Here is a 23,322-nt window from a genome sequence, read left to right on the forward strand (position 1 = left end):
TCAATGCCTGCGGCGGTTTGGACTGATCACTGCGCAAGATCTCGTCTCAGTGCAACGCTGAGCGATCCAACCGCCGGATGCGGAAAACCGCACGTCCGGTGGTGTGGGAGGGGTAACGGGCACTAGTCCCGTTACCTCGACCCAATCAAGGATTACTGYYTGGACTGATCACTGCGCAAGATCTCGTCTCAGTGCAACGCTGAGCGATCCAACCGCCGGATGCGGAAAACCGCACGTCCGGTGGTGTGGGAGGGGTAACGGGCACTAGTCCCGTTACCTCGACCCAATCAAGGATTACTGCCGGCCGCAAGATGCCGGCTCACCGCCTCAGTGCCAGGGCTTGGAGGTTTGCCAATGAGGGGGGCAGGATTTCGGCTCGCTGCAAACCTGTGGGAGTTGGCTTGCCAGCGATCTGGCCCGGTCAGGCAAGCTCTTTGTCCCTGCCGGCCTCATCGCTGGCAAGACCAGTTCCTACAGCTTCCGCGCCGCCAGCAACTCGCGCTTCTCTACAAGAAAATTCAACAACGCCCTGACCTTGGCGGGCATCTGATCCCGCGTGGGCACATACAGGTAGAAACCGGGAAAAGGCTTGCTCCAGCGCTGCAGCACGCGCTGCAGCGAGCCGGCCAGCAGCGGCTCGCGCAAGGCGAGATCCATGTGCTGCAGCAGGCCTACCCCCTGCTGGGCGGCGCGGATCATGCCGTCATCGTCATTGGTGATCAGCGAGCCTTGCGGCTCGAAGACGAAGCTGTGCCCTTCGCTATCGGGTGACGAAAACTCCCACTGGTAGATCGAGCCACTGGTGGCGTTGCGATAACCCAGGCAGTTGTGCTGCACCAGGTCGGCCGGTGTGGTGGGGGCAGGGTGGTGGCGCAGGTACTCGGGCGCGCCTGCGACGATCATCTCGATCATCGGGCTGATGGGCACGGCGACCATGTGTTCCGCCAGGCTTTCACCCAGGCGCACACCCGCGTCGCAGCCATCGGCAACGATATTGGCGAAACCGTCATCCATGACCAGTTCCAGCCGCAGCCTGGGGTATCGGGCCAGGAATTCGCCGACCCAGGGCTCGATAAGGTGCTTGGCAGCCACACGCGGGGTGTTCACCCGCAGCAGGCCGGACGGCTCCTCCAGGGTGTCGTTGATATTGCGTACCGTCTGGTCGATCGAGGCGAGGGCCGGGGCCAGCGTGCTCAACAGGCGCTGGCCTTCCTCGGTCAGCGACATGTCCCGGGTGGTGCGATTGAGCAGCCGCACGTTCAGGCGCTGCTCCAGGCTCTTCAGGCTTTGCGACAGCGCCGCGCGCGACACTCGCAACTCCAGCGCAGCCTTGGTGAAGCTCTTGTGGCGGGCAACCAGGGCGAACATCGCCATCGCCGGCAACAGTGACGGGTCCACGGGTGCTCCTGACTGTAAACGGTGGGTTAACACTGTAGTCATCTTTGTGGTCTTGTTCAAAGCTAATCCGCTTTCTAACATTTCCTTCAACACAGCACGGGTCACCGCGCTGGCCCTTCCACTGCTCTACGAGGTGAACGTTCATGGAAACCGTCCAAGTCCCCCATCTGTACTGGAATATCGCCGCCGACCTGCATTTCCCGCCTGGCTTCGATGCCCGGAAGAAATACCCCGCCATCATCAGCGCCCACCCGATCGGCAGTTGCAAGGAGCAGACCTCCGGCAACGTGTATGGTGCGGCCCTGGCCAAGGAAGGATTCGTGGTCATCGCCTTCGATGCCAGCTTCCAGGGCGCCAGCGGCGGTGAGCCGCGCTTCATCGAAGACCCCAGCCAGCGTGTCGAAGACTTCCGCGTGGTGACCGACTACCTGATGACCCTGCCCTATGTGGACGAGCAACGCATCGGCGTACTCGGCATCTGTGGCGGCGGTGGCTACTCGATCAATGCCGCCATGACCGAGCGCCGGATCAAGGCCGTCGCCACCATTACCGGGGTGAACTACGGCCGCCTGATGCGTGAAGGCTTCAGCGGCTTCGACCCCATCGCCCTGCTCGAATCCATCGCCCAGCAGCGCACCGCCCAAGCCCGCGGCGCCGAACGGCGGGTGGACGACCTGCTGCCGCCGTCGCCGGAGGAGGCCAAGCGCGTGGGTGCGACCGAAATCGACGTGTACGAAGCCACCGAGTACTACCGCACCCCGCGCGGCCAGAAGCCCAATGGCCTGAACCGCGCGCTGTTCTCGCACCAGGGCAATGCCGTGGGCTGGGACGCCTTCCACCTGGCCGAAGTGCTGCTGACCCAGCCGCTGATGGTGGTGGTGGGCGACAAGGTCGGGGCATTCGGTGCCTACCGCGACGGCTGCGAGATCATCGGGCGGGCGGCGTCGAAGACCAAGGAACTGGTGGTGGTGCCCGGCTGGTCGCACTACGACCTGTACGACAAGCCGGAGCCGGTAGGCCAGGCCCTGGCCCGACTGGTGCCCTTCTTCAAGGACCACCTGTGATGCGCTCGGTTGCAGACCAAGAGGATTTGATGAACGTGCACGCTTTCCCTTCAGCCCTGTTCGAGCCGATTGCCTTCGCCAAGGGGATCTCCTTGCGCAACCGCATCGCGATGGCCCCCATGACCACCTGGTCGGCCAACCCGGACGGGACGATCTCCGACCAGGAGATCGCCTATTACCGTCGACGCGCCACCGGCGTCGGACTGGTGCTGACCGGCTGCACCCATGTGCAGGACAACGGCATCGGTTTCACCGACGAGTTCGCCGGCCACGACGACCGTTTCGTGCCGAGCCTGCGTCGCCTGGCCGAGGCCGCCAGGAGCGGTGGCGGGGTGGCCATCCTGCAGATCTTCCATGCTGGCAACAAGGCCAACCCGGCGCTGATCCCGGACGGCGATGTGGTCAGTGCCAGCGCCCTGAACGCGCAGGCGGGCCCCTTCAACAGCGGCGACGTGGTCTCCCGGGCCATGAGCCACGAGGAGATCGTTGCGGCCATTCGGGCCTTCGGCCAGACCACACGGCGCGCCATCGAGGCGGGCTTTGATGGCGTCGAGTTGCATGGCGCCCATGGCTTCCTGTTGCAGAACTTCCTGTCGCCGCGCTTCAACCAGCGCAGCGATGAATGGGGCGCAACGGACGAGGGGCGATTGCAGTTCCCGCTCGCGGTCCTGCGTGAAGTCCGGCGTGTGATCGATGCCCACGCTTCCCGGCCATTCCTGGTGGGATACCGGCTGTCGCCCGAGGAGTCGATGGAAGGTGGGCTGCGGCTCGAGCACACCCGCGCCCTGATCGACCGCCTGATCGACAACGGCCTCGACTACCTGCACGCCTCGCTGGTCGATGTGCTGCACGCCAGGCCTGTCGATGCCGTCGATGAGCGCCTGACCGCGACCCTGATCGTCGAGCATGTCGCCGGGCGTGTGCCGGTCATCGCGGCAGGGCAGATCAGGACCCCTGGCCAGGCCGATGCAGCCCTGGCGCTGGGGCTGTCGCTGGTGGCCATCGGCAAGGGCCTGGTGATGAACCCGCAATGGGTCGAGCAGGCCATGCAGCAGGCGCCGATCGCCACCGCCCTGAGCAGCGCGGATGTGCAGCATCTGGATATCCCGGACAAGCTCTGGCTGACGATCCAGGCGACCCAGGGATGGTTCCCTGTGCAACCCCATTCCTGAGTGAGACAAGACCATGAAACAGGTACTGATCCTCGGCGCCAGCGGCCAGATTGCCCGATGGGTAGTCGCCATGCTGGGCGAGCGTTGCGATCTGTCGATAACACTGCTGGTGCGTGACCCGGCAAAGCTCACGGGTACTGAACCGCGCAATGCAAGGGTGGTGATCGGCGATGTGCTGGACAAGGCCTTGCTGGCCCAATTGATGAAAGGGCAGGACGTGGTGTACGCCAATCTTGCCGGCGACGTGGACGTGCAGACGCAGCATGTCCTGGCGGCGATGCGGGCTGCCGGGGTGACGCGCCTGGTGTTCGTGAACTCCCTGGGCATCTACGACGAAGTGCCCGGCGCGTTCGGTGAGTGGAACCGCGCCGAGATCGGCCAGTACCTGGGGCCTTATCGACGCTCCGCCGATCTGATCGAGGCCTCCGCGGTGGACTATACGATCCTGCGGGCGGCCTGGCTGAGCGATGTGGACGAGGTCGACTATGAAACCACGGGCCGTCATGCCCCGTTCAAAGGCACCGAGGTTTCGCGCAAGAGCGTCGCGGCGCTGATCAGCGACGTCATCGTGAACCCGGAGCATCTGAGCCGGGCCAATGTGGGCGTCAACAAACCCGGCTCCGACGGCGACAAACCCGGCTTCATGCACTGAGCACAAAGCCGGACGGCACCCTGGGGTGCCGTCCGGCTTTTCTTGGCTCGTCCTTCACGCGGAAGTCTTCGAACCGATGGCCTGGGCGCTTCGRCCCAGGCCATGGCCGTGTGGCGACTCAGCGCGCCGCCAATGCCCCCCCCGCGTCCAGCATGGCCGCCACTTCCTCCTCGGCAAAACCATATTCGCGCAGCAATTCGCTGGTGTGTTCGCCCAGGCGCGGCGCGGGAAAACGCAGCGCGCCGGGCGTGGCACTCCATTCGTGCGCCAGGCCGATGGTGCGAATGCGGCCTTCGCTCGGGTGCTCCTGCTCTTCGAAGAAGTTCACCGCCTTCATGTGCTCGTCGTCGAGCAGCGACTCGGGTGTGTTCATCTGCATCACGCAGATATCCGCCTCGATCAGCAGCTTTACCCACTCGGCGCTGGTCCGGGTCTCGAAGGTGTGCGAAAGGAACTCGTACAGCTCGCTCATGTGCTGCGCCCGGCTGTGGATGTCCCGGTAACGCGGATCCTCGGCCATCTCCGGACGGCCCACGGCCTCGAACAGGCGCTGCCAGTGGCGGTCGGTATAGATCTCCACGCTCAGGTAGCCATCCAGGGTGGGGAAGGGGCGTCGTTCGGGGCTGGTCATGCGCGCATAGCCCCAGTCGCCCAGGGCCGGCACGAAGGTATGGCCATACAGATGGTCGCCCATCACGAAGTGGGCGAAGGTTTCGAACATCGGCACCGACACCGACTGGCCCTGGCCCGTCTGCCCGCGGTAGTGCAGGGCGGCGAGAATGGCGTTGCTGGTGGCCATGCCGACGATGCGATCGGCGATTGCCGTGCCCACGTAGCTGGGCGGGCCGGCGGTCTTGCGGCTCTGTACCATCGGCACGCCAACGGCGGCCTGGATCAGGTTGTCATAGGCCGGACGCTCGGCATAGGGGCCGCGCTGTCCGAAACCGAAGGCCCCGCAGTAGATGATCCGCGGGTTGATGGCCCGGACCTGCTCGTAGGACAGGCCGAGCCGCGCCATCGCATTGGGGCGCAGGCTGAACAGCAGGACATCCGCCGTGGCGATCATGCGCTGGAGCGCGGCCAGGCCGCTGGGGGTCTTCAGGTTCAGCACCAGGCTGCGCTTGTTGCGGTTCAGGTGCAGGAAGATCGCCGCCATGCCCGGGTTGCGGCTGGGGCCGACATTGCGGGTGGTATCGCCTTCAGGCGCCTCGATCTTGCAGATGTCCGCGCCCATGTCGCCCAGCAGCAGGGAGGCGTACGGCCCCATGAAGTTCGAGGTGAGGTCCAGCACCCGCACGCCGGTCAGCGGACCGACCAGTTTGCCGGGATCGGCCTCGGGATGATCGGGGGCACATTGATTCGACATCGCGCATTGCTCCTGTTCTTGTCATTGCATCGGCCCACTGTCGGGTGAGCCGGGCGGCTCAGTGGAGGGTCAGGCCGCCGGTGGGGCTGACCGTGGTGCCGGTGAGGTAGGCGGCATCGTCGCTGGCCAGGAAGGCCACGACGTTGCCGATGTCGGCGGGCGCCGCGACGCCGAACGGGCTGCTGGCGACGATCTTCTCGTACTGCTTGCGGTGCTGTTCGGAAACACCGCTGTCCTCGCCCCAGACGGCGTCCCACGACGGGGTGTCGCGAACCACGGTGACGCACACGCAATTGACCCGGATCCTGTCCCGGGCAAGCTCTTTCGAGAGCACCTTGCTGGCCATGATCAGGCCGCCGGAGAACGTCGCGATGGCGGTCTGCCCGGGCGTCGGCGAGCGACCGCCTTCGGAGGTGACGAAGACCACGCTGCCGCCGCTACCCTGGCGCAGGTAAGGCACTGCGGCCTGCACCACCAGCAGCTTCGCCGCCACGGCCTGCGAGACGAATCGGGTCACCCGTTCCAGGTCGATGTCGGCAAAGGGGCCGCGCACCTGCGGTTGCCGGGCCTCGTCATCGTTGCCACCGGCATTGGGCACGACGATGTCGATGCCGCCGAAGCGGCGCGCTGCTTCAGCGGCCAGGGCCTGCATGTCGCTTTTCGAGCGCACGTCGCCGGCGACGAAGCAGCCTTCGCCGCCCAGTGCGCGGATCTGTTCGAGCACCGCCCGGGCCTTGTTTTCGTCGCGGCCATTGATGACCACCCGGGCACCGCGGGCGGCGAGTTGCAGCGCCACGCCCTTGCCGATACCACCCGTGCCACCGGTGACGATGGCGACTTTACCGTCGAGATTGCTCATTGCTCTGGGGTCCTTGTGCATTGTCGAAACTGGCGATGCCACGCACCGCGCAGGCGTGATGAAACCGCCGCGGTGAAGGGCTTCGCCGCGGCGGATTGCTTACATGTTCTGCGGCAGCCAGAGGGTCAGCTGGGGGAAGGTCAGGAGAATCGCGATGGCGATCAGCTGGGTGACCACATAGGGGAACGAGCCTCTGAAGATCTGCGAGACCGGGGTCTTCGAGTACTTGGAGACGATGAAGCAGTTCAGGCCCACCGGCGGGGTGACCATGCCGATTTCGGCGACGACGATCATGATGATGCCGAACCAGACCAGGTCGAAGCCCAGCGAGGACACCAGTGGCGCGACGATGGGCACGGTGAGCACGAGGATCGCCATCTGGTCCATGAAGAAGCCCAGCACCAGGTACAGCAGCACCAGCCCGAGCATGATGGTCCAGGGCGACACATCCAGGGCGCCCACCCAGGCGATCAGGTCCTGGGTGACATGGGTCAGGGCGAAGACCATGGCGAACAGCTTCGCGCCGAGGATGATGATGGCGAACATGCAGGACGTGCGCGCCGCCCGTGCCACCAGCCCTTGCAGATCCGGCAGCGACGCGCGTCCGCGGGCGACATACAGCACGCCGGCCATCAGCGCGCCCAGCGCGGAGGCTTCGGTGGGCGTTGCGATACCGGTGTAGATGACCCCGGTGATCGCGGCGAACAGCAGCAGCACCGGCAGCACGCTCTTGAGCAGGCGCAGTTTCTCGCGCAGGGCGACCGGCTCCGACAAGGGCGCGCGCGAGGGGTCGAGCTTGACCAGGGTGTACACCGTGACGACGATCGTCAGGGTCACCAGGATCCCGGGCACCACGCCCGCCATCAGCAGCCGGCCGATGTTCACGTCGGCGATCAGGCCGTAGACCACCATGGCGATACTCGGCGGGATCAGCATCGCCAGGGTCCCGGAAATCGCCACGCAGCCACCGGCCAGGCGCGGCTCGTAGCCGTGCTTGAGCATCGCCGGAAGGGAGGTGGCCGACAAGGTCGCCGCGGCCGCCGAGGACGAACCGCAGATCGCCCCGAAACCGGCCCCGGAAAACGCCGTCGCAATACCGAGGCCGCCGGGAATGCGGCCGAACCAGGCGGCGCCGACCTTGAACAGGTCATCGGTCACGCCCGAGCGGAGCACGAACTCGGCCATCAGCAGGAACATGGGGATGGTCACGAACTCGTAGACCACCGCCGATTCCCGTGGCATCGAGCCGAGCATGATGACCAGCGCGTCCAGGCCACCGGCCCACAGCAGGCCGAGACCACCGACGATCGCCATGGCAAAGCCGATGGGCGAACCCAGGCTGATCAGCAGCAACAGGGCAATGAAAAAAGCAGCAGCAATCATCTCAGGCTTCCTCGGGTTGTTCGAGAGAGGCATCCTCGCCGCTGCTCAACAGCAGCGAGCAGTGATGGATCAGGCGCAAGGACAGCAGGGCGCTGCCAATGCTGATGGGCAGGTAGCTCAGCCAGACCGGCCAGTTGACGTAACCGGTGAGAAACTCGTCGGCCTGCAGCGACTCGATCAGGCTCAGCGTGCTGCCAATCGCGATCACCACGAACACGCAGGCCGCCAGCAGCGAGCAGGCGGTGTCTGCCAGCAGTCGGGTGCGCGGGCCCATGCGGGCGAGGAACAGGTCCAGCTGGATATGGTCGCCATGGCGGAACGTATCGGAGATCGCCAGGTAGGAAATGACCACCATGAGGTAGTAGCTGATGACGTCCATCGTCCACGGGATGGGCGAATGGAACAGGTAGCGGGCCACCGCGTCGGCGCTGATGAGCAGCATGGTGATCAGCAGGCAGAGACCGGCGAGCAGCGTGGTGGATTTCTCGAGTGCTTGGATTATCGATTTCATGGGCGGGCTCTCAAGGTCATGGTTGCGATGCGGCGAACAGTTGCTGGTATTCCTCCAGCAGGGCACTGCCGTCGTGGTGGGCCGCATCCATGACCTGCGCCCAGCTGGCCCTGACCTGCTGCATGGCCTGCGTCAGCCTGGCCAGGTCCTCGGCGGGCAGTTGCGTCACGATATGGCCGCTGTCCCTGACGATCTGCTGCCTGATCCTGACGTTTTCCTCGTCCAGCCACTGGCACATCGAGGCCTGGGTGGCCTGCGCCGCCTGGTTCATGATGGTTTTCACCTCCGCGGGCAGGGCGTTCCACTTCTTGCTGCTGATGGCATACACCACCGCCGTTCCGCCCAGGCTGACACCGTCGACGGAGTACTTCAGTTGGTCTTCCAGGGCGTAGGGAGTCAGTGCGTTGTAGGGGTACACGGCGCCGTCGACCGTGCCGCGCGACAGCGCCTCGTAGACCTCCGACGCGGAGATCTGCACGGGTACGGCGTCCAGCGCCTGGACCGTCTTGGTCATGGCCGCGCCGCTGCCACGGATCTTCAGGCCCGCCATCGTCTCCAGGCTGGTGGTCGGTTGCTTCGAGGTCATGAAGGTGTAGGGCGGCATCAGGGTCACGAACAGCACATGCAGCCCGTGACGGCTGTACTCGGACCGGCCGATGCTGCCGCTGTCACTGACCATGCTCGCCAGCGTGCGGGCGCCCTGGCAGATGTTGCTGTACATGTTGGGCAGTTCGACCACCGTGGACATCGGCAGCTTGTCCGACTCATAGGCGGGAATGAACACCGCGATATCGGCCAGCCCTGAACGCAGCAGGCTGAAATAGTCCTTGCCCAGCTGCGCGGCCGGGTAGGTCTCGAATTTCACCCGGCCGGCGGAGGCGCTTTCCACCGCCTGGGTGAAGACGCCGCCGCCATGGGTCCAGGCGTAGTGTTTCGAGGAAAAGCGGTGGGTGAACTTCAGGTCGATCTGATCCTGGGCCTGGGCGGGAAACGCACTGCACAGGCTGGCGAGGGTCAACACCGTCGCGCACTGCAGCAGCGACGGGCGCTGCTGCGCGGTACGTGACCGGGCGGCGGCTGGGGGCGCGGGCGCACGGCCAGCGGAGCGTGTCTTCGAACGGAACAACATGGTCTGTGCCTCTGGAACTGGAATGATCTTGTTGTTGTTTCTATTCCTGTCTGGGTGTCGCTTGGCTCTGGCGTGTCAGGGCATGGGCTCACTCCTTTGCAGCGGATCAGCGGGTCTTGCGCCCGGCTGCGATGCCTGGATAACCATGCAGCAGCGCAGGCATTCGCGCCTGCTGTTTCGGCTGAAGAATTCGCAAGCGCCGATTCGCCTGCGACGAATCCTCAAGCGGCTTCGCTGGCGACGAATCGGCACTTCGATTTATCGCGTTTGCCCCGCCGTCAGGGATGCTCTTAGGCTCGAAACCCGACATGCGCAGGCTGTTGCGCTGGCTGGCAAGCGTGCAGGCGCATTCGAAGGCAACGGCCGCCGGTCATCACCCCTAACAACAAGCGATGCTGAGGGCGTTCCATGCGAGGCATGATTTTCAAGGGACAGTGCGAAGTGCAGGTCAGGGACTTCCCGGACCCCACCCCGGGGCCTGGCGAGGCCATCATCGAGATGAAAGCCTCCGGCATGTGCGGTACCGACCTGCACTACTACCGACACGGCATGCACGAGGCCCTCGACATGCTCGGCCTGAAGGCGCGCATGCGCGGCGACGAGATCATCGGCGGGCATGAGCCCTGCGGGGTCATCGCCGCGGTGGGGGCCGGTGTCGATGCGCGGGCATTCAAGCCCGGCGATCGGGTCATCGTCTTTCACTACAAGGGTTGCAGCCACTGCGAGCATTGCCGCGGCGGCTGGACCCAGCTGTGCGATCACGGCGCCGATATCTATGGCGTACTCAACCATGGCGGGCACGCCACCTACATGAAGGTGCCGGTGTCCTCGCTGATCCACCTGCCTCAGGACCTGTCGTTCAAGGGCGGCGCCGCCATCGCCTGTGGCACCGGCACTGCCTACGGCGCGCTGCTGCGCCTGGGCGTGAGCGCCCGCGACACCCTGGCGATCTATGGCCTGGGCCCCGTCGGGCTTTCCGCCGCGCAGCTGGCGGCGGCGATGGGCGTCGAGGTGATCGGCGTCGACATCAACGCCGAGCGTGTACGCAACGCCAGGGCCTTTGGCGTTGCGCATGCCATCGACGCCAGCCAGGTCGACCCGGTCGAACAGATCCACAAGCTCACGGCCGGCAAGGGCGCCTCCTGCGCCATGGAGTGCGCCGGCAGCGAAATCCCCCGCAGCCAGGCCGTGCGCAGTACCGGCCTGTGGGGACGGATCGCCCTGGTATCGGTGGGTGGCAACCTGGCCCTGGATGTCATGAAGGACCTGATCGGCAAGCAACGAACCCTGGTGGGTTCATTCACCGTATCGGCACTCGGCATGAACGACTGCGCGCGTTTCATCGCTGCCCAGGGTGTCGAGGTGGACAGGCTGTTCACCCGCGAGTGGTCCCTCGAGCAGGCCGGCGCGGCCTACGCCGACTTCAACCAGCAGGCCGGCGGCAAGGGCGTGATCCTGTTCTGAGCGCGTGCTGTTCCGGCCAACCCATCCAGGGGCGCAGCGACGCCCAAACGAGATCGACATGACGAAAAGAAGCATTTCCCTGAAGCACCCCGATCGACTGTTCATTGCAGGCCAGTGGGTGCTGCCCAGCACCCCCGAAACCTTCGAGGTACTCGACTGCTCGACCGAAGAAGTGGTCGCCACCGTGGCAAAAGCCGCCTCCGCGGATATGCAGCGGGCGATCGCGGCGGCGCGCGAGGCCTTTGACGACGGCCCCTGGCCGCGCCTGAGTGCACAGGAGCGCGCCGTCTACCTGGAGAAGATCGCCGAGCGCCTGGAGGCGCTGAATGACCAATTCGCGCGCATCTGGTCCATCGAAACCGGCATCGTCTACAAGGTCGCCCAACCGCGTATCGGCCTGTTCATCAGCGGCGCGTTCCGGCAGTACGCGGCGATGGCCTCGACCTTCGCCTTCAGCGAGGCCCATCAGTCGGTGAGCGGAAACCAGGCCTATCGCGTGCATGAGCCGGTGGGCGTGGTGGGGCAGATCATTCCCTGGAACGGCCCGGCGGGACTGATGGCCTACAAGACCGCGCCGGCGCTGCTGGCCGGCTGCACCATGGTCATCAAATCGCCGCCGGAGGCGCCCTGTTCGGCCTACCTGCTTGCGCAGATCTGCGAAGAGATCGGGCTGCCGCCGGGGGTCATCAACGTCGTCACGGCGGACCGCGATGTCTCCGAGGAACTGGTGCGTCATCCGGGCGTGGACAAGATCACCTTCACCGGTTCGACCGGTGCCGGCCGCAGGATCGGCGCCATCGCCGGTGATCGGGTGGCCCGGGTAACGCTGGAGCTGGGCGGCAAGTCGCCGGCCGTGGTGCTCGACGACTACGACATCGAAACGGCCGCCACCACCCTGGGCAACTCCTACTTTGGCTACAACACCGGGCAGATCTGTCACAGCCTGACCCGGGTGATAGTGCCGCGGGCCAAGCACGACCAGATGGTCGAGGCCCTGGCGAACATCGCGCGGCAGATCGTCGTCGGCGACCCGTTTGCCGCCGACACCACCTCCGGCCCGCTCGCCAGCGCGCGCCAGCGGGAAACCGTGGAGCGTTACGTGGCGAAGGGCATTGCCGAAGGCGCCACGCTGGTGACCGGGGGGAAACGTCCTGGGCATCTGGAAAAGGGCTTCTTCTTTGAGCCGACGGTCTTTGCCAACGTCGACAATCGCTCCGCCATCGCCCAGGAAGAGATTTTCGGACCGGTGCTCTGCGTCATCCCCGCCGACAGCGAGGCCGATGCCATTCGCCTGGCGAACGACACTCCGTTCGGGCTCAACGCCGCGGTCTTCACCAACGACCGTGAAAAGGCCTTGCGCGTGGCGCGGCAGATTCGCTCTGGAACGGTTGGGCACAACGGGCCGCGTACGGATTTCTCGGTTGGTTTTGGTGGGTTCAAGCAGTCGGGTATTGGTCGTGAGGGTGGGGTAGAGGGGTTGTTGGCGTTTATGGAGTCGAAGACGATCGTGCTGGCTTGAGTTTTATTGTTGGATGGCTGGTGTTTGGGTGTCTTCGCCTGTTGGCATTGTGTGGCACTGATGTTGGGGACTCGCAGGTCCGGAAGTTGGTTTCACTGGCAGCCATCACGATCATGGACAGATGCCTCAAGGCATCTTCCATGCCTGTTGACGCTTTGGATGCTATCCAGCAGCCGTTGAAGTACCACGCTGAGTCGGCGGCTTGTGTTTTCGGCGCCTATAAATGACAAGGGATCTTGTCTGCCGTCATGTTTCTGCTTGGTGGCGGCAACAATTGGCTTGCCGTTCGCGTCTGACTTGATTGCGAGGAGCCCACGCATGCCAAGGTGGTCCACGAACGCTACGTGCTTGAGGTTCGGAAGAAGTTCCAGACGCAGCAATTCTCGTGATGCCAGCCTGGCTTTACATCCGCAGAAAACTACAAGTTCGGTGACATGGAGGAGTTCGCCTGCCAGTCGGAGAAGGTTGTCGGTTTGCGTCACTTCGGCGTCAGTCGCTTCTGATCTGGATGTCTTTTTGCGATATTCGATCCTGTCCCATGCATTTGTGATGGTAACGTGCGCACGTTCGAGCGGTTGCAGGTCGAGCCGCTCGCCAAGCATGGCAAGCAAACGATTTAGATTGCTGCCGGTAACTCCTGCGGCAGGGTGCTTGGCCTGCTCTTCATGGCGGCCGGGGCAGGAGAGGACGAAAGCAACCTTGTTCCTGGAGCCTCGTGAAAAGTGTGCGCTCATGAAACGTACCTGGTTTGTAGCGATTGGAGATTCCGAGTATCCCGGATATTCATGAAGCGTTTTGGGTCGATGACTCCCCTGCGCGAAGGACGGCTTTGGGTCGATAGCGGCCAGCTTTCGAACGACGGCTAACGACCCGAAGCGGTCATTTGCATACTTTATGTCATAGCACTCTTAGCGTGAGCGCACCAAAACCTCCAGGCCTAGGCTTGCCTTTACTTCTTGGCTCTAGCTAAAGTTTCTACAATTTTCTCCAATAGATCTATTTCGCTTTTTTCCATCTTGCGCGACTCAATAATCTCAGTTGTCTGATCCTTGTTAATGACGCTCGTTTTTGAAAAATAAGATTCATGCTTGATTAGCTCCATAAGTTCGACCGATGCGCCTAAGTCCTTAGCCACTTCCAGTAACGCGCTGACTTCCTCTCTCTTTCTTGCAATAGCTTCATAATAACGAAATTCATCCATTGCTGACCGATACTGCCTTAGGAAAAAGAAAGCTACGAACTCAATAAAGAAAAGTATTCCAAACTTTGGTGCCAAGGAGAAAAATAGAGTATTCGCTTCAGTGGGCTGTGCAAGCCCTACGGTCTGAGAATAGAAAAAAGCTAAGCCGGAAAATGCGACCAATACACCTACAAGCAGATAAACGCCAGACCTACCATATATTCCTTTTGCCAGATTTCGTGAATTTGCTGCATGGTTAAGCAGTAAATCCTTCCCAGTTAAAGATGATGCGGCAGGAGCGCCGCCTGCCTGAGTCGGCTCAAAGCTGGAGTTTTCGGAAGCGCTAACAACATAGTCTCCTCCGATATTTATAACGGATGGTCGTATTTTTTGTTGGCGACTAAATCGCACAAATTCAAGAGGGAGAAGGCCAAATATCAATCTGAAAAATATTGGAAAAATCAAAACTAATCCCGCTGCGATAATTTCCCAATAGAACTCTTGAAGAATGGTCCCTGCGTCAAAAGGGCGAGAGTATAATAGGTAAGTTACTCGCCCGCCTGTGGCCATGGCGATAAATACCCATAAATAAATCTCAAGTATTCGGAGGGGTTTCAGCTTTTGGTGCTCAATATTTTTGCCTTCATTAAATTCAATGTCGTGCTGCATAGTAAAATCCATTTTCGAGAAATTCTTGACACTTAATTTTAAAGTTCGTCGATCCGGAACTTCAGCCACCAATACTTTTGGCTGCGTCAGCATGTCGATCGTCGGTACTCGCGTACGAAATAGCGGCGTGGCTCGAACATTACGGACACGCCGGCACGATGTCCAGAGACTTGCTAGCATTTACGAGAACCTGAACCAAAACTCGGAGATCGCTTCTGGCCGATAGCTGTCCTCGGTGAAGGGCTGCTAGGGGACTCATTCCACAGACTAGATGCGGGCCTGGCTTCGCTGTTCGCGAGCTACCGCCGACGAGCTGGAATGGCCAGCCGTACACGTGACGTCCAGACGGTTGCAGGTTCGTAGAAAGGTACGGTTTAATCCCCTAGATTTAAAAGCTGGTGGATTTTACAGGAGGCCACATGTGGAAAGTGCGCTGATAGGGCTATTTGGAGTAGTACTGGGTTTACTTGCCAACGAACTGTTGCGGCGAAAAAATCGTATTGAAAACTATGCTCAAAAAACATTTGAAAAGCGGCTCGATATTTTCGAGGAGCTGTATTCGCGCTTGTGTGCATGTGGATCCGTTGGCAGCCAGATCATAAGCTCACCTTCATTAGATCCGGAAGTTATGCATCAGCTAGTAAGTGACGCTGTTCATGATATGGCTGAGTGGTGTGACTTGCATGCGCTATATTTAAATGAAGAAGTAACGCTTCAATGTGTTTCATTGTTGATGGGGGTTGAGGATATTCACGAAGTCGCTGATCCCGATGAAAAGCAGAAAATGATTGATGACTTCCACGTTCAGCTCAGATATACGAAAAATATGCTAAAAAAAGAGTCCGGCATTGAGGATGTAAATAAATCCTTCACAAAAATGATCAAGGCTAGGTATAGCAGTCCAGTTATTGATTATTACAGGTCGATGAAAAAGGCCAGGCGGAAGTAATGTTAATTTTTCGAGCACTCTTAAGTGCCTGAACTGAAAATAAAAGAGCAGGATCGCAAGTGAGGGCGTGATGATCGACATTCCACGTGAAACCGTAATTAGACGCTACATCCCAGTTAAGTATCTTGAGACCATTCTCAACGGCGAATTGTACTTTACTCAATTCGATAAATTTCCTGATCGTTTAGAAGGAGGAATTGCAGCTAATAATTTTTCCAGCATCAGCAATTCTTGGGGAGTACTCGATCGCGCGATCAATAGGAATTGGCCAAGCGTAGAGAGCGACAGGAGTGAGATTGCAGAGGTCCCAGAAAAAAAAGAATATTTTCCCTCCCTGTTTGGGCCGCAGCACAGGGATAATGGTGAGGCCTATCTAAAAAATATCAGATATTGGCTTTACGCTAGTTGCTGGATTGATTTACCGCATGAGTGCTATGCAATGTGGCAACTTTTTGGAAGTTCTGGAGCCAACTGTACGCACCCTACACCTTGTCAGGTATGCTACGAAAGTTTAGGGCAGTCTGTTTGCATCGAGTCTACCGTGGGTGCATTGCTTGATAACTTAGATCTGCCGAAAGGCTATAGCTTGTTGGCCAGAAAAATTGAGTATCTAGATCAAGGAGCTCATACTTTTGAAGAGCATGAGTTGGCCGACAAACCGTTCTTCACTAAAGCTTCTCATTATAGCTTTGAGCATGAGTATCGTTTTTTAGTCTGGCCTACAGACAAAGACATTCGATTCTCATACAAACACGAAAGCACTGGTGTAGGAAGCACAAAAAACGATCAAGATCATTTGAGGGTTAGCGTAAACAACATCGACTCAGTCATACATAAAATTATACTGTCGCCTCTTCCTCCTGCTCAGCAATTGGCTATTCAAGCTGACCATATGAAGAAATATAAGAGCGCATTAGGGTTGCAAGAATCTCTTAGCAATACACCGTTAAGGGACAAAGTAGAAGAAATGTGTCGAAAGTATCAGATCTCCTCGAAAATAGTCGATTCCGCTTTGAATCAGGTCCCGGCTACAGATTGTTACTCGGCAGTTCGCTAGTGACTTTATGGGTCGAAAGCCGCCATTCGCAAGTGACCGCTTTCGACCCAAAGCTGACCTACAGCAAGGGTAGCTAATGGCCAGAAGCAGCCTTGAAGTCGTCTAATAGTTCAGTAAGCGCTCCATAAACCCCACCTATCCAAAGATGGACGAGCGCTTAGCTATGCAGATGAGGCGTGCAATTCCAAGGCAGCAGGGCTTCGTAATCTTCCACTGAGGACGCCTGCGGCAGGCGTTCCAGTGCGTGGCGCAGCCACGCATAAGGCTCTTTTCCGTTGGCTTTGGCTGTTTCGACCAGGCTGTAGAGTTGCGCACTGGCCGTCGCGCCCTTGGGCGTGTCGCTAAACAGCCAGTTCTTTCGGCCGATGACAAACGGGCGGATGGCGCGCTCAGCGGCGTTATTGTCGATCGGCAAGTAACCGTGCTCGACGTAACGTTCCAACTTGCTCCAGTTGCTGGCCAGATAGCCGATGGCTTTGCCCAAGGCGTTCTGCGTCGTGACCTGGGGCTGGGTTTTCTCTACCCAGCTCTTCAACTGAGCCAACACCGGCGAGCTGCGCTCTTCACGACCAATCTTGCGTGCCTCATCGCTGCCGTCTTTCAAATCGCGTTCAATGCCATAGAGCTTGTTGATCAGGTTCAGCGCAATGTCAGCGCGCCCAGTCTTGCCCTTCGGCTGCACTTTCTGCGCTTCAACGAACTTGCGTCGAGCATGTGCCCAGCAGCCCAATCGCTCGACGCCGTCCTGCGCGGCTAGCGCGTTGTACCCGGCGTAGTCGTCGGTCATGACATAGCCGCGATAGCCATCCAGCAGGCGCGTTGGCACCTCTTGCGCTCGGCTGGTGGCGTAGTCGAAAAGGATCACCGGCCGATCAGGTGGGCCGCCGGTTTGTACCCACATCCAGGACTGGCTACTGGGCTCGCGCTCAGGTTCTTTCAACACCTGTACGCGGGTTTCATCGCAGTGGATGATCCGGCTGTTCAACAGGTTTTCGCGCATCAAATTCAGTAGCGGCTGCAAGTGTTCACTGCACTGAATCACCCAGCGCGCCAAGGTTTGGCGTGGGATGTCGATGCCGTAGCGGCCCAGCACTTTTTCGAAACGGTGAAGCGGCAAACCGTCTACGTACTTGGTCGTCAGCAGCATGGCCAGCACACTGGGGCTGGCCATGCTTTTCTCGATCACTTGGGCAGGCTTGTCTGCCGTCACTGGCGCTGACTCGCAGTCTCGGCAGCCGTAGACCTTGCGAAGGTGCTTAATGACCCGAATTTGCATCGGGACGATTTCAAGTTGCTCGCTGATTTCTTCGCCAATGACGTGTTTGCGGCAGCCGCAAGCACAGGTCAGCTCATGTTCGGGCAGTTCGTGGGTGACTTCGATACGCGGCAAATCAGCGGGCAGCGGCTTGCGTTTGCCACGGCGTTTGGTTGGCGCAACAACTTCTTCTTCGGCGAGCTCATCGACCGGCTCAGCCAGACTCTCCACTTCGTTGAACAGCAGCAACTGCGGTGTTGCCACGTCGCCTGTCTGCTCGCTCTTGCGGCCAAACAGGCGCTGGCGCAACAGCGCAACTTCCTCTTCGAGATGAACGATCTTGCCCTTGTCGGACGCACGCTCGTTGATCATTTGCTCAAGCAATTGCTTGAGCAAAACAGGATCGTCGGGGAGGTTTTCGGGCATGGAAATCATGCCGCGGATTATACCGAATCAGGCGACGTAGCGAGGCGTCAAAACCTGATGAGGACGGTTGCGCCACAGGTCGAAGCCGTCGAGCAGCCAGTTGAGTTCCTGAACGGTCAGGACGATGGCGACGTCCGTCGGATCTGGCGATGTTTTGAACCGCTCGGAGTCCAGGCGCTTGAGCCAGAGGCAGAAGCCGTTGCGCTCCCAGTACAAGATCTTCACGCGGTTGCGCGGCTTGTTGAGGAAGACAAAAAGCACGGGATCGAACACCGCCACCTTGATATCGAGTTCGACCAGAGCGGCCAGGCCATCGATGGACTTTCGAAAGTCGACAGGTTTTGGATAGAGGTAGACTTTTTCGACTTTGGCGTCGGGTCGCATCATGGTCGGCGGGCTCCGGAAAGAAATCGGGAGCACAGCATCCGGAATCAGTTGAGCGCTTTGAATGTGGGGTTCATGGAGCACTTACGAATTTTCTGTAGAAAAGAGGCGATGATTTGCGTGCTGCATAGTATTCAGATACGGCGGGAATGGCAGAAAGTACTGTCTTGTGTAAGTCGTGATGGAAGTGTGGTGAGAAAAGATGAAAATGTATCGTCGATTGTTGAAAAAGAGGAACAGGATCTTGTTGAATTTCTACAGCTTGGATTTGATCGAGATGCTGACCTGCAGAGGGAAAAAGAACGTGTATTTGAAGTTTTTGATTGTCTGAAAGAGGACGTGTCTTTTGGGTATGCATTAGCTATGAATAATACGATTTACTATAAATTGAATGCGGGGGACAACCCGAATTACTCAAGGTGTCTGTCGGCAGGCGCGTGCGGGGAGGTTCTTGTATGAGCTTTTTCAGTGTCCCTACAAAAGTCCTGTTGTTGTTTTTGGGGGCGTTCTTTCTGACGGCCTGTGGCAAAACAGAGGAGGATGCAAGGAAGGAAGAGGTCTCTTTGGAGAAGCTTGATGTCTTTGTTGATCGTTTGAAGAGTCAAATGGTTTTTGTGGAGGGTGGTGAATTCCTGATGGGGGACTTTGGCCCGGAATATGGTGCTCAACGGCTCCGCTATGACAGGCATTCACATAGTCGGCCGTTGCATAGGGTGGTTTTGAGTAGCTATTCGATAAATAAGTTCAAAGTCCGGAATGAGGATTATCAGTTTTATTTGAGGTATAAGGGTTTGAAGTTGCGAGAAGATATTCGGCTGAAAAGATATATTTTGTTTAGCTCTCTGCCGAATAATCCTGCTCCCGTGGACTGGTTTGAGGCGGAAAGATATTGCAGTTGGTTGGGCGAGGTTACAGGGCTTTCTTTCGGGTTGCCCACCGAAGCTCAGTGGGAATATGCCGCTCGTAGCCGAGGTAAATTTCTGGCAGTGGCGACAGACGATAATACTTACCGACGAACACAGGTGCCGATGTCAGAGAATGATGGCCCGCGTGGTTTGAATATTTCTACTTATTGGGATCGAAAAGATTTTGCAAAAGAAATGGGTTGGGATACGGGTGGTTATACCATGTTGCCAGTTGACCGATTTTCTCCAAACCCATTAGGGATTTATTCAATGTCGGATAATGGTTCGGAGTGGGTAAAGGACTGGTATGATCCAGAGTACTACAAAAACTCTCCGGTGAACGATCCGCAAGGTCCGGAAGCTCCAAAACATAAAAACTCGTTGGGGCAATACACCAAGGTAATGAGAGGACAGGGTTTCCCAGATTCGGTCTCTAACTTGGGGGTCAATGTACACAGACGGCCTCAAAGCCCGGATGGGGATTTTTCCGGGAATGGACATAAACAAATCTATTCGACGACGGCACGGTGTGTAGTGAACCACAAGGAACCAGTAAATTGAGATATCTACTGGGCACGGTGCTGGTATTGACGGGTTGTGTGGAGGCAGATGAATCAAGGGTTGCCGTGAAAATAACTTCGCAAGAACTCACCGATTTTGTTGCGCAAGTTAAATCCCGTCAGATCTTCGTTGAGGGAGGAGCATTCCTGATGGGCGATTATGGGACCAGTCACAGTAGAGAAGGGATTCAGCTCGATGCTGAAAAAGACAGTAAGCCTTTGCATGAGGTGGTCTTGAGTGATTTTCATATTGATAAATACAAGGTGACCAATGAGGACTACCGGGTTTATCTGGACTATCACGGAAAGCAACGTCGAACGGACGTCGGAGGTTATCAGTTTTCCCTGTTCAGCATGCACGATCGACTTCCTGCTCATCTGGATTGGTTCGAGGCCGAAAAATATTGTGCCTGGCTTGCGGATATCAGTGGTCTGCCTTTTTCCCTGGCTACTGAAGCTCAGTGGGAATACGCAGCAAGGAGCCGTGGGCAGTTTCTGATGGTTTCAACCAATGATGGGACGTATAAATTTTCTATTAACAGCGAGGGGCGGGCTGCAGGGGTAAATATTTCAACTTCGTTGGATAGACAGCAGTTTGCGGCAGAAATGGGCTGGCGCACAGGTGGGCTGACGCCATTGCCAGTAGACCGCTTCCCTCCAAACCCCTTGGGTGTTTACGCGATGTCGGATAGTGGCTTTGAGTGGGTAAAGGATTGGTATGATCCCGATTATTATAAGTACTCTCCGACTAACGATCCGCAAGGTCCGGAACAGCCAATGCATTGGGATATTGTGGGGAGACCTACAAAAGTGTTGAGGGGGCAAAATCACGCAGATGAGTATTGGACGGTTGGCGTCAATGTTCGCAGGATGCAAGCCAACCCAAATGCTTACCTCAGGAATAACAACCTAGCGTTTATTTCCTCAAAAACAGCGCGCTGTGTGGTTAATAGCGGGGAGCTACTGGCGCGGGATTAGTAGATTTTCAACGCGAATTCCTGAAACTTTCGTGAATTATTAAAACTTCAACTTTGTGCCATGGCATTCAGAGGGACTACCCATGCCAGTGAATCTACGCGAGCTGCCGGAAGCGCTCGTCCTACCCCAGCCACCGAACCGGGTTCGCTGGCTGTTCATCATCCTGCTCTGTTCACTGGCGGGCGCTGCGCTGGTGCTTTTGTTCTGGCCGGGAGAATGGCAGCCGCAGTTGCCTTGGTTCTGGACCTGCGTAGTGGTCTTTCCGCTGGCCGGCTCGGTCATCCTGCATGGGCTGCGGCAGTTCGCCTACGAGCATCGGCGGGATTATGTCGAGAGCTGGAACGAAGCCCGAACGGACCTTGAATTCCAGCTGATCGGGCAAGGGCAGGAGGCAATTGCCTTGCTTGCGGCGGCCTATTGCACACCGGCCGGCAGCCATCGCCTCGCCGAAGCGCTGCGCAAGGGCAGCAAACCGCTGCATGCGGCGTATCAACCGGCGACGAAGACCACGATCAACGTCAGTCCCCTGGTTGCCCAAAAGCCGCAGGAGCAGAGCAAGGACTACACGGAGCGGCTGGAGGCCTATCTGGACCGGGTGTTGACGGTACTCGTCGCCGATCTGCTGTGTTCGGTGTCCGAGGCGCCCTGGCGTGTGCGCATCCGCCACAACCAGGTGCTGGGCGATGCGCAGGTGCTCGCGCTGTGGCATGCCTGCGCACAACGCAAGGCGCTGAACCTTGAATCGGTATCCATCGCCGCCGAAGGCGAGGGCGTGATCTGGCTGGATGCCTGGTTGGACCAGAAGCCTGCGGATGCGTTCCCGCTGGTGCTGTCCGTGGAGCTGAACCTGTTCCAGCAGCCGACTGCCGATCAGGCCGAATCGGTATCCGCAGTACTTCTGGCTCGCTCCGAGTTCTGCGAGGACGACGGCATCCAGCCATCCGCCTGGGTGCATCGCCCGCTAGCCATGAGCTGCGATCCGGAAGACGTCCGGGAGGTCCTGCTGTGGGGCTGCGTCGGCCCGTACAGCCAAGCTTTCGCCTGGCAGGCCCAGGTACCGAAGGACCAGTTGCATGACCTGCACGGCGCTCTGCGCGAGCAAGACTGCCCGCTGGATATCCGCGCCTGCCTGAACCTGGACGACACCTTTGGCGCACCGGCGTGTGCGGTCGGCAATATCGCCCTGATCGTCGGCAGCGAGCAGGCTGCGACGGCGCAGCAGCCACAACTTCTCATGCTGCAGGACGGCACGCCGCAATGGTGTGTCGTGCGGCCCGTGCATGACCCTGCTTGAGGAATTCCAATGATCAAACATTTTGCAGTCTGGTCCGTGCTGGCCGGCATTTTTGCGTTGTGCCTGGGCTTTATCTGGGTGGACCACGGCCTGGGCGATCCGCTGTCCCGGGATGATCGATGGCAGTTGACCGTGACCTTGCTGGTGCTTTCCCTGGTGCTGTTCTTCTCTCGGGGCCTTGGCTGGTTCGGCGTGCGAAAGGTGGCTGCCACCGACTTTGTCGCCAGGGCCCAGAGCAAGGTTGCCCGGTCGGTGGCCAGGCCCGACCGCTCCGTCCTCAAAGCGCTGAACCGCGATCTGCGCGAACGTCACGGCCGCTTCTGGCGCCGCAAGACGCGCGTCCTGCTGGTGGTCGGCGAGCCCGATGAAATCGAGGCCATCGCCCCGTGCCTGGGCGAGGAACGCTGGCTGGCGGGAGTGAATACCGTGCTGCTCTGGGGCGGCAGCCTGCGCCAGGCACCCGATCCTGCTGATCTTGCGCTGTGGCGCAGCCTGACCCGTTGGCGTGGTTTCGATGGTGTGGTCTGGGCGTTGACCCGCGAGCAGAGTCTCGACGACGGCGCCATGTGCGCAGCCCAGCAAGGCCTGCGCGGGCTGGCTCGCGACCTGTATTGGCATCTGCCGCTGTATGTCTGGCAGGTCTGTCACAGCAAATGGTCGCAGCAGGGACGGGAGTCCCACGGGGTCGGCTGTCTGTTGCCGGCAAAGGCAACGGCCGCCCTGCTGCGCGATGAACTGACCGAGTTGGTTGACCCGCTGCGGGTGACGGGGTTGGTGCAGTTGCAGCAGGACAGGCGCCACGACTTTTTCCTGCGCCTCTCCAGCGAGTTACGCCACGAGGGTATCCAGCGCTGGTCGCATGTGTTGGGGCCCTGGTTCGGCGGGGCGGTGCGTGGGGTAACGTTGCGCGGGCTCTGGTTCAGCCTGCCATTCCTGTCCTACCGCAGGTTCAATCTTGGTCACGAGTGGCTCGCCGACAAGGCGTGGCTCGGCGTTATCGAAGACCGCACCCACCCCCGCCGCCTGGGCTGGCAGACCCCGCGCATCGTGCCGGTCGGCCTGCTGCTCCTGGCCCTGATCTGGGGCGCCGGCATGGCCCTGTCCTTCACCAGCAACCGCGCGCAGATCGCCGAGATGCAGACCACCCT

21 protein-coding genes and 1 pseudogene are annotated in these 23,322 nt (G+C 59.5%); 12 read left to right on the plus strand and 10 right to left on the minus strand.

Features of this window, described 5'->3' with window-relative positions; translation table 11 throughout:
- Positions 1-471 precede the first annotated feature (471 nt).
- The gene (locus RTI28_RS29210) at positions 472-1,398 is read right to left on the minus strand and encodes a LysR family transcriptional regulator (RefSeq protein ID WP_316923719.1); all 927 of its coding nucleotides are present in this window, start codon (positions 1,396-1,398) and stop codon (positions 472-474) included.
- Positions 1,399-1,541: 143 nt separating this feature from the next.
- Between RTI28_RS29210 and RTI28_RS29215 the strand changes: the two genes are divergently transcribed.
- The 3 genes from RTI28_RS29215 to RTI28_RS29225 are packed head-to-tail and all read left to right on the plus strand — an operon-like array spanning position 1,542 to position 4,286.
- On the plus strand, positions 1,542-2,462 hold the full coding sequence (locus RTI28_RS29215; protein WP_316923720.1) for an alpha/beta hydrolase: 921 nt from the start codon (positions 1,542-1,544) through the stop codon (positions 2,460-2,462).
- Between the two features lie 29 nt (positions 2,463-2,491).
- Positions 2,492-3,634 (plus strand): NADH-dependent flavin oxidoreductase, encoded by a 1,143-nt coding sequence (locus RTI28_RS29220; RefSeq protein ID WP_316923721.1) that lies wholly within the window; start codon positions 2,492-2,494, stop codon positions 3,632-3,634.
- A gap of 13 nt (positions 3,635-3,647) precedes the next feature.
- Entirely contained in the window at positions 3,648-4,286 is a 639-nt protein-coding gene (locus RTI28_RS29225; protein WP_316923722.1) for an SDR family oxidoreductase, read from the plus strand.
- Positions 4,287-4,404: 118 nt separating this feature from the next.
- Here the strand turns inward: RTI28_RS29225 and RTI28_RS29230 are convergent, their stop codons facing one another.
- The 5 genes from RTI28_RS29230 to dctP form a co-directional block, all read right to left on the minus strand.
- Positions 4,405-5,652: a CoA transferase gene (locus RTI28_RS29230; protein ID WP_316923723.1), complete on the minus strand. Its 1,248-nt coding sequence runs from the start codon at positions 5,650-5,652 to the stop codon at positions 4,405-4,407.
- Positions 5,653-5,710: 58 nt separating this feature from the next.
- On the minus strand, positions 5,711-6,511 hold the full coding sequence (locus RTI28_RS29235; RefSeq protein ID WP_316923724.1) for an SDR family NAD(P)-dependent oxidoreductase: 801 nt from the start codon (positions 6,509-6,511) through the stop codon (positions 5,711-5,713).
- Between the two features lie 99 nt (positions 6,512-6,610).
- Positions 6,611-7,894, minus strand: a complete 1,284-nt coding sequence (locus RTI28_RS29240; protein ID WP_316923725.1) for a TRAP transporter large permease subunit — start codon at positions 7,892-7,894, stop codon at positions 6,611-6,613.
- A gap of 1 nt (position 7,895) precedes the next feature.
- Entirely contained in the window at positions 7,896-8,405 is a 510-nt protein-coding gene (locus RTI28_RS29245; protein WP_316923726.1) for a TRAP transporter small permease, read from the minus strand.
- 16 nt (positions 8,406-8,421) lie between these two features.
- Positions 8,422-9,534: a TRAP transporter substrate-binding protein DctP gene (gene dctP, locus RTI28_RS29250; protein ID WP_316923727.1), complete on the minus strand. Its 1,113-nt coding sequence runs from the start codon at positions 9,532-9,534 to the stop codon at positions 8,422-8,424.
- A gap of 408 nt (positions 9,535-9,942) precedes the next feature.
- Here dctP and RTI28_RS29255 point away from each other — a divergent pair, with 408 nt between their 5' ends.
- Together RTI28_RS29255 and RTI28_RS29260 are read left to right on the plus strand one after the other, a co-directional pair.
- Positions 9,943-10,998 carry a zinc-binding dehydrogenase gene (locus tag RTI28_RS29255; protein ID WP_316923728.1) on the plus strand — a complete coding sequence of 352 codons (1,056 nt, stop codon included), beginning with the start codon at positions 9,943-9,945 and terminating at the stop codon, positions 10,996-10,998.
- A 58-nt stretch (positions 10,999-11,056) separates the two neighbouring features.
- Positions 11,057-12,517, plus strand: a complete 1,461-nt coding sequence (locus RTI28_RS29260; protein ID WP_316923729.1) for an aldehyde dehydrogenase — start codon at positions 11,057-11,059, stop codon at positions 12,515-12,517.
- Positions 12,518-12,609: 92 nt separating this feature from the next.
- Here the strand turns inward: RTI28_RS29260 and RTI28_RS29265 are convergent, their stop codons facing one another.
- Together RTI28_RS29265 and RTI28_RS29270 are read right to left on the minus strand one after the other, a co-directional pair.
- Positions 12,610-13,251: a hypothetical protein gene (locus RTI28_RS29265; RefSeq protein WP_316923730.1), complete on the minus strand. Its 642-nt coding sequence runs from the start codon at positions 13,249-13,251 to the stop codon at positions 12,610-12,612.
- 215 nt (positions 13,252-13,466) lie between these two features.
- Entirely contained in the window at positions 13,467-14,459 is a 993-nt protein-coding gene (locus tag RTI28_RS29270; protein WP_316923731.1) for a hypothetical protein, read from the minus strand.
- Between the two features lie 328 nt (positions 14,460-14,787).
- Here RTI28_RS29270 and RTI28_RS29275 point away from each other — a divergent pair, with 328 nt between their 5' ends.
- Both RTI28_RS29275 and RTI28_RS29280 read left to right on the plus strand, forming a co-directional pair.
- The gene (locus RTI28_RS29275; protein ID WP_316923732.1) at positions 14,788-15,315 is read left to right on the plus strand and encodes a hypothetical protein; all 528 of its coding nucleotides are present in this window, start codon (positions 14,788-14,790) and stop codon (positions 15,313-15,315) included.
- Between the two features lie 70 nt (positions 15,316-15,385).
- Complete coding sequence (locus tag RTI28_RS29280; protein ID WP_316923733.1) at positions 15,386-16,372, plus strand: hypothetical protein; 987 nt, start codon at positions 15,386-15,388, stop codon at positions 16,370-16,372.
- 157 nt (positions 16,373-16,529) lie between these two features.
- Here the strand turns inward: RTI28_RS29280 and tnpC are convergent, their stop codons facing one another.
- Together tnpC and tnpB are read right to left on the minus strand one after the other, a co-directional pair.
- Positions 16,530-18,062, minus strand: a complete 1,533-nt coding sequence (gene tnpC / locus RTI28_RS29285; RefSeq protein WP_316923734.1) for an IS66 family transposase — start codon at positions 18,060-18,062, stop codon at positions 16,530-16,532.
- Between the two features lie 18 nt (positions 18,063-18,080).
- Positions 18,081-18,440 (minus strand): IS66 family insertion sequence element accessory protein TnpB, encoded by a 360-nt coding sequence (tnpB, locus tag RTI28_RS29290; RefSeq protein ID WP_054913089.1) that lies wholly within the window; start codon positions 18,438-18,440, stop codon positions 18,081-18,083.
- Between the two features lie 72 nt (positions 18,441-18,512).
- On the opposite strand from tnpB, the gene RTI28_RS29295 reads away from it, so the two are divergent.
- The 5 genes and pseudogenes from RTI28_RS29295 to RTI28_RS29315 form a co-directional block, all read left to right on the plus strand.
- The gene (locus RTI28_RS29295) at positions 18,513-18,896 is read left to right on the plus strand and encodes a hypothetical protein (protein ID WP_316923735.1); all 384 of its coding nucleotides are present in this window, start codon (positions 18,513-18,515) and stop codon (positions 18,894-18,896) included.
- On the plus strand, positions 18,893-19,903 hold the full coding sequence (locus RTI28_RS29300) for a formylglycine-generating enzyme family protein (RefSeq protein WP_316923736.1): 1,011 nt from the start codon (positions 18,893-18,895) through the stop codon (positions 19,901-19,903). Before RTI28_RS29295 ends, RTI28_RS29300 begins: the two co-directional genes overlap by 4 nt.
- Complete coding sequence (locus RTI28_RS29305; protein WP_316923737.1) at positions 19,900-20,880, plus strand: formylglycine-generating enzyme family protein; 981 nt, start codon at positions 19,900-19,902, stop codon at positions 20,878-20,880. The genes RTI28_RS29300 and RTI28_RS29305 overlap by 4 nt, the downstream gene beginning before the upstream one ends.
- Positions 20,881-20,962: 82 nt before the next feature.
- Positions 20,963-22,174 carry a hypothetical protein gene (locus RTI28_RS29310; protein ID WP_316923738.1) on the plus strand — a complete coding sequence of 404 codons (1,212 nt, stop codon included), beginning with the start codon at positions 20,963-20,965 and terminating at the stop codon, positions 22,172-22,174.
- A gap of 9 nt (positions 22,175-22,183) precedes the next feature.
- Positions 22,184-23,322, plus strand: a pseudogene (locus tag RTI28_RS29315) (type VI secretion protein VasK); the annotation flags it as partial.

The sequence above is a fragment of the Pseudomonas sp. zfem002 genome, assembly GCF_032621685.1.
Classification (GTDB): Bacteria; Pseudomonadota; Gammaproteobacteria; order Pseudomonadales; family Pseudomonadaceae; genus Aquipseudomonas; species Aquipseudomonas japonica.